This is a genomic window from Streptomyces sp. NRRL B-24572 (assembly GCF_002156145.1).
Taxonomy (GTDB): Bacteria; Actinomycetota; Actinomycetes; order Streptomycetales; family Streptomycetaceae; genus Streptomyces; species Streptomyces vietnamensis.
The window spans coordinates 1-9792 of the sequence record NZ_MWIG01000480.1 but is presented as its reverse complement, the minus strand read 5'-3'; the positions used below and the strand labels follow the sequence as shown (position 1 = coordinate 9792).

General features: G+C 72.0%; 7 protein-coding genes and 1 pseudogene. 7 read left to right on the top strand and 1 reads right to left on the bottom strand.

What is annotated here, in order from left to right; translation table 11 throughout:
* The 7 genes and pseudogenes from CCN56_RS43435 to CCN56_RS27225 form a co-directional block, all read left to right on the top strand.
* Positions 1-553, top strand: a pseudogene (locus tag CCN56_RS43435) (hypothetical protein); the annotation flags it as partial.
* Positions 550-3717, top strand: coding sequence for an efflux RND transporter permease subunit (locus CCN56_RS27250; RefSeq protein WP_218779454.1), 3168 nt, complete (start codon positions 550-552; stop codon positions 3715-3717). The pseudogene CCN56_RS43435 and the gene CCN56_RS27250, both read left to right, overlap by 4 nt.
* Before the next feature lie 71 nt (positions 3718-3788).
* Positions 3789-4715: a hypothetical protein gene (locus CCN56_RS27245; RefSeq protein ID WP_218779453.1), complete on the top strand. Its 927-nt coding sequence runs from the start codon at positions 3789-3791 to the stop codon at positions 4713-4715.
* A 91-nt stretch (positions 4716-4806) separates the two neighbouring features.
* Complete coding sequence (locus CCN56_RS27240) at positions 4807-5484, top strand: response regulator transcription factor (protein WP_086830602.1); 678 nt, start codon at positions 4807-4809, stop codon at positions 5482-5484.
* Positions 5485-5490: 6 nt separating this feature from the next.
* Entirely contained in the window at positions 5491-6873 is a 1383-nt protein-coding gene (locus CCN56_RS27235; RefSeq protein ID WP_086830601.1) for a cell wall metabolism sensor histidine kinase WalK, read from the top strand.
* A gap of 91 nt (positions 6874-6964) precedes the next feature.
* A complete protein-coding gene (locus CCN56_RS27230) occupies positions 6965-8326 on the top strand; it encodes a hypothetical protein (RefSeq protein WP_218779452.1) in 1362 nt (453 codons plus the stop codon).
* Positions 8327-8390: 64 nt separating this feature from the next.
* The gene (locus tag CCN56_RS27225; protein ID WP_086830604.1) at positions 8391-9011 is read left to right on the top strand and encodes a histidine phosphatase family protein; all 621 of its coding nucleotides are present in this window, start codon (positions 8391-8393) and stop codon (positions 9009-9011) included.
* Between the two features lie 148 nt (positions 9012-9159).
* Here the strand turns inward: CCN56_RS27225 and CCN56_RS27220 are convergent.
* A partial coding sequence (locus tag CCN56_RS27220) for a diacylglycerol kinase family protein (RefSeq protein ID WP_373412904.1) occupies positions 9160-9792 on the bottom strand: 633 nt, incomplete at its 5' end.

The following is a 9792-nucleotide window of genomic DNA, read 5'->3' as shown; positions in this document are numbered from 1 at the left end:
GGCCCCGGCCCCGGACGACGGCAGGACGGAGCGGCGAGAAGCACCTCACAGCAGGCCCGGCCGGCGTCGCACCAGGCGCCGGTGGGTCGTCGGCCTGTCGGCCGCGGGGCTGCTGATCGCCGGTGGAGCGAGCCTGTCGGCATGCGCCGACTCGAACGACTCCTCGGCCTCGGCCGCCGAACACTCCGAGCAGCCGCCCGCGGAGATCGAGAAGGTCCCGGAAGGAAAGATCCCCCACCTGACCCTGGCCGAGGACACGGTCCAGCGGATCCGCATCACGACGGAGCCGCTGCGGCAGGCGCCGCTGGACGGCACAGGACCGCCCCGGACGCTCATCCCGCTGAAGGCCGTGGTCTACGACCAGGAGGGCAGGACCTTCGCCTTCACCAACCCGAAGCCCTTCGTGTACATCCGGACCCCTGTCCAGCTGGGGCAGTTCGGTGAGAAGTACGCGGTCGTGAAGTCCGGCATCACGGCGGGCACCCACGTGGTGACGGTCGGAGCCGCCGAACTGCTCGGCATCGAGTACGAGACGGACGGCGAGCACGAATGACCGAGGAACGCAGCACTCTGATGCGCTGGATCGTCCGCTCCAGCCTGCGCTTCCGCTACCTCGTGGTCGCCGCGGCCGCGGTGATGATGGTCGTCGGCATCACGTCACTGCCCCAGCAGCGGGTGGACGTCTTCCCCGAGTTCGCGCCGCCGCGGGTCGAGATCCAGACGACCTGCCTCGGCCTGTCCACGGCCGACGTGGAGTCCCTGGTCACCGTTCCCCTCGAACAGTCCCTCAACGGGCTCGACAAACTCGACGACCTGCGCTCCGAGTCCGTCGCGCAGCTCTCGTCGATCCAGCTGATCTTCCACGAGGGAACCGACATCTTCAAGGCACGGCAGGAGGTCCAGGAACGGGTGGCGCAGGTGTCTCCCAGCCTGCCGACCTGGGCGGCCCCTCCGGTGATCATGCCGCCCGTCGCGGCGACCAGCCGTGTCATGAAGATCGGGATGTCGTCGCAGGACCACTCCGACAAAGCCCTGATGAACATGTCCATGACGGCGTACTGGGAGGTCAGGGCCCGTCTGCTGCGGGTGCCCGGCGTCGCCAACGTGAGCATCTTCGGCGAGCGGCTGAAGATGATGACCGTGCAGGTGGACCCGCTCAAGATGCAGGCCCACAAGGTCAGCCTCGACGACGTCATGGAGGCCACCGGCGAGTCGGTCGACTCCGGCCTGCTCAAGTTCACCACCGGTTCCCTCATCGGCCACGGCGGCTGGATCGAGACCGCCAAGCAGCGCCTCGGCATCCGGCACGTCCTGCCGGTCGTGACGCCCGTCGACCTCGCCCAGGTGCCGGTGCACTCGGCGGACGCCCGCACGGTCCGGCTCGGCGACGTGGCCCTGGTGAAGGAGGCCCCCCAGCCACTCGGCGGCGACGCCGTCGTCGGCAGCGACCCCGGCCTGCTGCTGATCGTCGAGAAGCTGCCCTGGGGCGACACCCCGGAGATCACCAAGAACGTCGAGAAGGCCATCGAATCCCTCGAACCCGGCCTGCCCGGCGTCACGTTCGACACGACCATCTTCCAGCAGCAGGACTTCATCCACACCGCGATCGACAACCTGACCCAGGCCCTGGTGCTCGGCTTCCTGCTGGTCGTCGTGGTCCTCGCGGCCTTCCTCTACGAGTGGCGCGTCGCGCTGATCAGCCTGCTGACGATCCCGCTCTCCCTCATGGCGGCCGTCCTCGTGCTCCACTGGCGCGGGGACACCATCAACACGATGGCCCTCGCCGGACTCGTGATCGCCCTGGGCGCCGTCGTGGACGACGCGATCATCGACGTCGAGAACATCCTCAGACGTCTGCGCGAGCACCGGAGATCCGGCGGTGACACGTCGGTGGCGAAGGTCATCCTGAACGCCTCCCTGGAGGTCCGGAGCCCGATCGTCTACGCGACGATCATCATCGTCGTGGCCACGGTTCCGGTGTTCCTGCTCCAGGGAGTGGCGGGCTCGTTCTTCCGGACGCTCGCCGTCTCGTACACGTTCGCCATCATCGCCTCCATGGTCGTGGCCCTGACGGTGACCCCCGCCCTGTGCCTGATCATGCTGCGCAAGGCCAAGGTCGAACGCCGGCAGTCCCCGCTGCTGCGCTGGCTGCAGACCGGCTACACGGCCGGGCTCCGGCGCATCGTCAGGCGGCCGGTGCACGCCTACCTGGTGTCCGGCGTGCTCGTGCTCGTCGCGGCCCTCCTGGTGCCCCAACTCAGCCAGTCCCTGCTGCCCTCCTTCAAGGAGCGGGACTTCCTGGTGCACTTCATCACCACGCCCGGCACGTCCGTACAGGAAGAGGAGCGCATGGTCTCCCAGGTGAGCCGGGAGATACGGGCCATCCCCGGAGTGCGCAACGTCTTCGGGGCCCACATCGGGCAGGCGTTCCTGGGCGACGAGATCGCCGGGGTCAACTTCGGCGAGGGCTGGATCGGCATCGACCACAAGGCCGACTACGACAAGACCCTCAAGCAGATCAAGGAGACCGTGGCACGCTACGCCGGCATGGAACAGGACGTCCAGACGTACCTCAACGAGCGCGTCGACGAGGTGCTCACCGGCTCCAAGTACCCGATCGTCGTCCGCCTCTACGGCCAGGACCAGAAGGTGCTGCGCCAGAAGGGCCTGGAACTCCAGGAGAAGATCACCAAGATCTCCGGCACCGCCGACGTCCACGCCGACCTGCAGGTCGAGGTCCCGCAGATCCAGGTGACGGTCGACGTCGACAAGGCGGCGAAGTACGAACTGAAGCCCGGTGACGTGCGCCGCGCCGCGTCCACCCTCGTGGCCGGCGAGGAGGTCGGCGACATCTTCCGCGACGGCAGGGCCTACGACACGGTGGTGTGGAGCACCCCCGAGACCCGCAACAGCCTGGCCACCATCGGCCGGCTCCCGATCGACACCCCCTCCGGCACCACGGTACGGCTCGCCGACGTCGCCCGGGTGGCCGTCGAGCCCCAGCCGAATCTGATCGCGCGCGAGAACGGTTCGCGGCACCTCGACGTGAACGCCTCCGTCTCCGGACGCGGCCTCAGCGCCGTCGTCTCGGACGTCCAACGGGCGATCGCCTCCACGGACTTCCCCCGCGGCTACCACACGGAGCTGCTCGGGGAGCACGCGGAACGGCAGGCCGCCCAGCGGGTCCTGTTCTACAGCGCGATCTTCGCGGCCCTGGCGATCTTCGTACTGCTCCAGATCTCCTTCCGCAGCTGGCGGCTGGCGCTGCTGTCCTTCCTCACCCTGCCCATGGCCCTGGTCGGCGGTGTCCTCGCGGTCTGGATCGCCGGCGGGAACATCACGCTGGGTTCCCTGGTCGGCTTCTTCACCGTGCTCGGCATCGCCGCCCGCAACGGCATCCTGCTGATCAACCACTGCCAGCACCTGGAGGAGCACGAGGGCATGGAGTTCGGGCCCGCCCTGGTGCTGCGCGGTGCGCGGGAACGGCTGTCCCCCATCCTGATGACCTCGCTGGCGACCGGACTCGCGGTGCTGCCCCTGGTCTTCCTCGGCGACCGGCCGGGCCACGAGATCGAGTACCCGCTCGCCGTGGTCATCGTCGGCGGTCTGGTTACGTCCACCCTGCTGAATTTGCTCGTCGTGCCGTCCCTGTACCTGCGTTTCGCCAAGGGCTTCAGGCGCCACCGGCCGCAGCATGAGGCGGTCGCCACGCACTGAGGCGGGCGGCGGACGGGGCCGCCGCCTCTCGGTGGAGCCCCACCCCGGCTCCACCGAGAGGATCAAGCCGAATGCCCCCTGTCTTCCGCACGAGCGCTGCCCTGCTCAGTCCGATCGTCGCCGCGCTGCTGCTCGCCCCCGGCGCGGAGGCCACCGGCACGCCCCAGGCGCCCTCTCCCGTTCCGGCGAGCGGCCCGAGGGCGCAGGGCAACTGCGGAAATCCGCCCGCCCTCCGCCCGTACCGCTTCCCCGCCAGCCCGAGGGTGACCAACACGTTCCTCCCGCTGAAGCCCGGCACCCGGCTGGTCCTCACCGGTGACGTCGCCGGTGAGGACCACACCGTGGTGACGACGGTGACCGACCTGACGAAGGTCATCGACGGCGTACGCACCGTGGTGGTGTTCGACCAGGACCTCAGCGGCAAGAAGGTCCAGGAGTCGGAGCTGGCGTTCTTCGCCCAGGACTGGCGCGGAACGGTCTGGCGCCTCGGGGAGTACCCGGAGCTCTACGAGAACGGCAAGCTCGTCGGTGCCCCCGACACCTGGATCTCCGGCGTGCAGGACGCCAAGGCGGGCATCGCCATGCTCGCCAGGCCGCGGGTGGGCACCCCCACCTACACCGAGGGCCTGGCACCCGAGATCGACTTCCTGGACTGCGCCACGGTGGCCCGGACCGGCCAGAGCGTCTGCGTCCCCGTCGGCTGCTTCGACGACGTCCTCGTGACGGACGAGTTCGCACCGCTCGACCCCGAGGGCGGCCACCAGCTGAAGTCCTACGCGCCGGGCGTCGGCAACATCAAGGTGGAGCCCGTGGGCGAGGAGAACCCGGAGACCCTGGCGCTGACCGAGTTCACCCGGCTCACCCCCAAGGAGCTCGCGGCCGTCGACAAGGAGGTCCTGAAGCAGGACAAGCGCGGTTACAGGATCAGCCCCGACGTGTACGGCACCACCCCGCCGGCGGAGCCCGCCCGCAGGCAGGCGCTCCCGGGCCTGCCGTAGTGCGGCACAGGCCCCGGCGCACCCCGCCGGGGCCGTCCCGCACCGCGCGCCCTTCAGCCCCGGTTCAGGTGACGCGGGTCACAATCGGGGCATGCGGGTTCTGATCGTGGACGACGAGGAGCGCTTCGCCGAAGGGCTCCGCAACGGCCTGGAGGCGGAGGGCTTCGCCGTCGACGTCGCCCTGGACGGCACGGACGGCCTGTGGCGGGCGCGCGAGCACGCGTACGACGCGATCGTCCTCGACATCATGCTCCCCGGCCTGAACGGCTACCGCGTCTGCGCCACCCTGCGCGCCGAGGGGAACTGGACCCCGATCCTCATGCTCACCGCCAAGGAGGGCGAGTGGGACGAGGTCGAGGGACTCGACACCGGCGCCGACGACTACCTGACGAAGCCCTTCTCGTACGCCGTGCTGCTGGCCCGGCTGCGTGCGCTGCTGCGCCGCGAACCGCGCGAACGGCCCGCCGCCCTCACCGCCGGCGACCTGCGGCTCGACCCGGCCGCCAAGGAGGTGTCACGGGGCGGGGTACGGGTCGGTCTCACCGCCCGTGAGCTGGCCCTCCTCGAGTTCCTGCTGCGCCGCCGCGGCGAGACCGTGTCCAAGCGCGAGATCCTCGCGCACGTCTGGGACGACTCCTTCGAGGGCGACCCGAACATCGTCGAGGTCTACGTCCGGCACCTCCGGAACAAGCTGGACCGGCCCTTCGGCCGCGCGTCCATCGAGACCGTACGGGGCTGCGGCTACCGCCTGGCCCCCGACGGGGGGTAGCCGGCCATGGGCGTACGGTTCCGGTCGACCGTGGCGGCCGTCCTCGTCGTGGCGGTGGGCGTGGCCGCGGGGGCGGTGGCCCTGGTCGCGCTCATGCGGGCCGAACTGACCGACGACGTACGGCAGGCCGCGCGGAGCCGGGCCGAGCAGGTGGCGGCCGTCATCGAGTCGGGGCGCGGGGTGCCCTCGCTGGTCGTGAGCGAGCCGGACGAGGAGTTCGTCCAGGTCCTGGACGCCCGGGGGGACGTGGTCGCGGGCAGCCCGAACGTCGAGAACCTGCCGGCCCTGGCCGATCTGCGAGGGGGCTCCGAGGCCACCCTCACCACCCCCCTCGACGAGGACCGGTTCCTGGTGGTGGCGGTGACCGCCGAAGGACCGGGCGGGCAGCGGACCGTACTGGTGGGGCGGACGGTGATCGCGGTCGCCGAGTCGACCCGGATCGTCACCCGGCTGCTGTTCGTGGGGCTGCCGCTGCTGATGCTCGTGGTGGCCGGCGCGACCTGGATGGCGGTCGGGCGGGCGCTGGCGCCCGTGGCGGCCATCAGGTCGGAGGTGGAGGCGATCTCGGCGGCGGAGCTGCACCGCAGGGTGCCGCTTCCGCCGGGCCGCGACGAGATCGCACGCCTCGCCGCCACGATGAACCGCATGCTGGACCGGCTCGAACGGGCGCAGAGCGCCCAGCGCCGGTTCATCTCCGACGCCTCGCACGAGCTGCGTTCCCCGGTGGCGTCCATCCGCCAGCACGCCGAGGTCGCCCTCGCCCACCCCGACCGGCTGCCGAGCGAACGCCTGGCCAGGACGGTCCTCGCCGAGGACCTGCGGATGCAGCGGCTGGTCGACGACCTGCTGCTGCTCGCCCGTGCCGACGAGGACGCGCTGCGCCCCCGGCTGCGGCCGGTGGACCTCGACGACCTGGTCCTGGACGAGGCGCGCCGGCTGCGGGGGGCGGCGCCCGGGCTGCGGATCGGTACGGCCGGGGTGTCGGCGGCACGGCGGAACGCGGACCCGCGGGACCTGGGCAGGGTGGTGCGCAACCTGGGCGAGAACGCGGCCCGGTACGCGCGCTCCGAGGTCGCCTTCGACCTCACCGAGCAGCCGGACGGCCGGGTGGTCCTGGGCGTGGAGGACGACGGCCCCGGCGTGCCGCCGGCCGACCGCGATCGGGTCTTCGAACGGTTCGTGCGCCTCGACGAGGCGAGGTCCCGCTCGGCGGCCGACAGGAGTGGCGCGGGCGCTGCGGGCGACGCCGTCGGCAGTGGTCTCGGGCTCGCCATCGTCGCCGAACTGGTCGCGGCGCACGGCGGCACGGCGACGGTGACCGACGGTCGCCTCGGCGGCGCCCGCTTCGAGGTGGTGCTCCCGGCGGACCCGGTGGTCCGCCGGTCCTGAAAAGCGGTTCAGCTCCGTTCAGGCTCCCTTCAGGACCCGGGTGGCAGCGTCGATGCCACGGCACGCCGATGCCACGGCAGAGGAGGCAGCCATGAGGAACGGACATCCGACGGCCGCGGTGAGCGCGGCCCTGGCCGCGGCCCTCGCGACCGGCGCCTGCAGCGCCAGTGCCGTCGGCGGCCGGGCCGCGAGCGGGCCCCCCTCGTCGCGCACCGACTGCGTACGGATCGTGGACACCGAATCCGGCAAGAGGACCGAAGGCTGCCTGCCGCTCGCCCCCGAGCAGGACCGGGTCGACCGGGGCACGCCCGTGTTCAGCCGGCCACTCGACATCACCAACCCGCTCCACTCCAGTTCGAAGCTCCAGCAGGTGATCTACGGCGGTCAGGTCGACGGCAAGCCCTTCCGTACCGAGCTCACGCTGCTGCCCGACATCAAGACCGTCACCGTGAACGGCGAGCAGGTCCGGGCGCGCACGCTCCAGTTCGTGTCCTTCTCCGACGGGCGGGTCAGCGAGGTCGCGTTCGACTGGTTCGCGCAGGCCGACGACGGATCGGTCTGGTACCTCGGCGAGGACGTCTTCAACTACGAGGACGGGGTGGTCGCGGACACCGGCGGCACCTGGCGGGCCGGGAAGTCGGGGCCGGCCGCGATGATCATGCCCGCGCATCCGAAGGTCGGTGACGTGTACCGGCCGGAGAACAGCCCGGGAGTGGTCTTCGAGGAGGTCACCGTCAAGGCCGTCGGACAGACGGTCGCCGGACCCTACGGGCCCGTCAAGGGCGCGATGGTCACGACCGAGATCCACATGGACGGCGGGCGCGAGACCAAGGTCGTCGCCCCCGGGTACGGCGAGTTCACCATCGACGAGTCCGGCGGCGACCTGGAGGCGGTCGAGCTGGCCGTACCGACGGACGCCACCCGGGCCCCCGCGCCCGCCGAGCTCGCGGCCCTCTCGGCGGCGGTCCGCGCGGCGCACACCGGGGCGACCGAGGCGACCGTGGCGAAGGTGCGCGCCGCCTGGGACGCGTACCGGGCCGCCGACCGCGTGCCCCGGCTGCTCGTCAAGCAGATGGACCGGGACCTGGACTCGCTCTCCGCGGCCGTCAAGGCACGCGATGCCGCGCTCGTCCGCGGTGCGGTGCTCCGGGTCGCCCAGAACGACACCGACCTGCACCTGCGCTACGACCCGGTCGCGACCGTCGAGGCCACCCGGATGGCGCTGTGGGCGCGCCAGTCGGCCCTGGACGCCGCCGCCCGGGACGCGGGCTCGGTCGCCGGTGACGTGACCGGCCTCGAACTCACCTGGGACCGCGTCAAGCACGACACGGACCCCGCCCGGGCCGCCCGGATCACCGCCTCGGTGCGCGCCCTGCGCGACGCGGCCGACCACAAGGACACCGCGGCCGCCCAGCAGGCGACGGCCCGGCTCACGTCCGCCCTGTCGGGCTAGGGGCGCCCTGTCCCCTGTGGTACTCATGGCGGAGAACCGGCCGGAGACGAAGGAGCCGCGGGCCATGGGTGACCTCCTCCTGATCCGCCACGGTGAGACGGAGTGGAGCGCCGCCGGGCGGCACACCGGTCGTACCGATCTGCCGCTCACGCCGGAGGGCGAGGCACAGGCGCGGACGCTCGCGCCGTTCTTCGCGGGCCGCACGTTCTCCTTCGTGCTCACCAGTCCGTTGCGGCGGGCCCGGCACACGGCCGAGCTGGCCGGTCTGCGGGGCGCCGAGACGGACGAGGACCTGTGCGAGTGGGACTACGGCGGGTACGAGGGGCTCACCACGGCCCGCATCCACGAGACCCGGCCGGACTGGTCGCTGTGGCGCGACGGCGTGCCTCCGCACCCCGACGGGCTGCCGGGTGAGTCCGCCGAGGACGTGGGGCGGCGGGCCGACCGGGTCCTGGCCCGCGTCGCGCCCCTCCTCTCGGGCGCCGGCTCCGGGGAGGACGGGGTGCTGGTCGCGCACGCGCATCTGCTGCGGGTCCTCACCGCCCGGTATCTGGACCTGCAGGCGTCCGAGGGGCGGTTGTTCCTGCTGACGACGGCGACGGTCGGACGTCTGTCGACGGAGCACGGGCTGCCGGTGGTCGCGGGCTGGAACCAGCGCCCCCAGCGCCCCCTCCCCCACGTGTGACGCGCTCCCGGCCGCGGTGGGCGGTGTCGTTCGTTGTACGGGGGAGTGACCGAGTTGTTTGTCGTACGGGGGTGACCGACGGTCCCCATGGGCCCGCCGCCGACCGCCGGGCTCCGGGGCTCCGGGGCTCCGGGGCTCCGGGGCTCCGCTAGTGCGACTCCCCCGCGGGCCGTTCCCCGCGACCGAACGCCAGGTCGAAAACCTTCCGCCACCGCACCGACGGCGCGGGGGCGGGGACGCCCGGGCGGTCGCGCGGGACCAGGACCCGCAGGGCGCGCGGGCGCAGGGTGCAGACGACCGGGGTGGGCATGCGCAGTGCCTCGCCGTCGACCGCCACCGGGATCTCGTCCGTATCGGCGGTCACCTCGACGCGGTGTGCCGTCAGGACGGTGAGGGCCGTGGATTGCGAGCCCCGTACGGCCAGGTCGGCGGCCTGTGCCGCGTCCTCCACCCGGATCCCGAGCACGCCCAGCTCGCCGTCGTCGAGGCTGGGCCGGCGGCCGCCGCCGCTGAGCTCGTCGGGCGAGACGTACGGGTTGTTGCTGACGAGCAGGGCCTGCTGGGCGGAGACCGGCGTGCCGTCGACCCGTGCGTCGAGCCGTCGCACGCCTTCCCCGATCAGCAGGTCCGGCATGAGGGTGAACACCGTGCCCGCCTTGTCGTCGCGGTACTCGGGCCGCTGGACGACATCGGCGTACACCCCGAAGGAGACGGTGTTGACGAAGGGCCGCCCGGCGACGTCGCCGAGGTCGATCCGGAGCTCCTCGCCGTCGGTCAGGGC

Excerpts from the sequence above, each read along its gene's own strand:
- CCN56_RS27250 (WP_218779454.1), top strand. The coding sequence starts at position 550 with ATGACCGAGGAACGCAGCACTCTGATGCGCTGGATCGTCCGCTCCAGC.
- CCN56_RS27245 (WP_218779453.1), top strand. The coding sequence starts at position 3,789 with ATGCCCCCTGTCTTCCGCACGAGCGCTGCCCTGCTCAGTCCGATCGTC.
- CCN56_RS27230 (WP_218779452.1), top strand. The coding sequence starts at position 6,965 with ATGAGGAACGGACATCCGACGGCCGCGGTGAGCGCGGCCCTGGCCGCG.
- CCN56_RS27235 (WP_086830601.1), top strand. The coding sequence starts at position 5,491 with ATGGGCGTACGGTTCCGGTCGACCGTGGCGGCCGTCCTCGTCGTGGCG.
- CCN56_RS27225 (WP_086830604.1), top strand. The coding sequence starts at position 8,391 with ATGGGTGACCTCCTCCTGATCCGCCACGGTGAGACGGAGTGGAGCGCC.
- CCN56_RS27240 (WP_086830602.1), top strand. The coding sequence starts at position 4,807 with ATGCGGGTTCTGATCGTGGACGACGAGGAGCGCTTCGCCGAAGGGCTC.